The sequence below is a fragment of the Okeania hirsuta genome, assembly GCF_003838195.1.
Classification (GTDB): domain Bacteria; phylum Cyanobacteriota; class Cyanobacteriia; order Cyanobacteriales; family Microcoleaceae; genus Okeania; species Okeania hirsuta.
This window is the reverse complement of sequence record NZ_RCBY01000618.1, coordinates 1-1,036: the sequence shown is the minus strand read 5'-3', so window position 1 is coordinate 1,036 and position 1,036 is coordinate 1. Positions and strand designations below refer to the sequence as shown.

Below are 1,036 nucleotides of genomic sequence, written 5' to 3'. Positions count from 1 at the left end.
TACGAAGAGGAGCTGAAGCGGCGGCCTTGCGAGAAATCCTGATGAAAGACCTGATGTTTCGCTCACATCCGGTTATCTTATTAGGAGACGTCAATGACAATGGGCTTTCTGTAACCTCACGCACGATATCCGGTGAACCTCCCCACAAACGCTACCCGCAGGATGTAAAAAAGAAAATCTGGGATGTATTGCTTTACCATGTAAAAGATATACAGGCCCGCAAAAGTTATCACGATCATTACTTTACCCATATTCACAACGGCTTTCATGAAGCCCTGGATCATATCATGGTCAGCGAAGAGTTGGTAAAGGAAAATCCCAAATCCATCGGTTCGGTAAATTATGTACACATATACAATGATCACCTCATAGATGAAACCCTGAGCCGAGATGAACCCAATTTATGGCAATCGGATCATGGACAGGTAGTAGCTACGCTAAATTTGAGAAGGAGGAAAGAGAAGTAAAGAAAGTTCAAGTTCAAAGTTCAAACTCAATACATTCTGCACCTGATCCTGATACTTGCACTTGAACTTAGGGTGGGCCTACCGAAGCTTGAACGTTCATTGTCTCCTAAAACAATCAGCTATTTCCAATAGATCGCCAGCTTACCCATCGTCTTCCTCTTTTCCAGTGCATCATGGGCTTCTGCCAATTGCTCAATGTTGTACTTACCTCCTACGGTAGGTTTGAAAACGCCTTCTTCTGCATAATGCACACATTGATTGAGGACGCGTTGCAGGGTCTCAGGGCGATTATCGGCTATTCGTAGCATATTTACCCCAAATGGATTTACTTGGCCCAACAAGCCCTATCGGATGGTAGAAGCCAAATCCCAATCCAACGGCAATCTTCTGGAATATATTTTTGGCCGAAGTCATGGAAGAAGCCCCAAAGACAAATAATCGTCCGCCGGCTCCTAATAATTTCATGCCTTTTTTCACCGACTTTCCTCCTACCGGATCGAAAATCAAATCTAACCCGGCATCTCCCCGAATCTGGCTAATCTTTTCTGAGAAATCTTCTTCTCTATAAT

General features: G+C 43.9%; 3 protein-coding genes. 1 reads left to right on the top strand and 2 read right to left on the bottom strand.

What is annotated here, in order from left to right; all coding sequences use genetic code 11:
- Positions 1–467: endonuclease/exonuclease/phosphatase family protein (locus D5R40_RS36790; RefSeq protein WP_445974464.1), on the top strand; the 467-nt coding region annotated here is incomplete at its 5' end.
- Positions 468–586: 119 nt separating this feature from the next.
- Here D5R40_RS36790 and D5R40_RS43390 read toward each other — a convergent pair.
- Positions 587–775, bottom strand: coding sequence for a zinc-binding dehydrogenase (locus D5R40_RS43390; protein ID WP_124155908.1), 189 nt, complete (start codon positions 773–775; stop codon positions 587–589).
- The coding region (locus tag D5R40_RS33255; protein WP_153183539.1) for a zinc-binding dehydrogenase at positions 756–1,036 on the bottom strand (281 nt) is incomplete at its 5' end. The genes D5R40_RS43390 and D5R40_RS33255, both read right to left, overlap by 20 nt.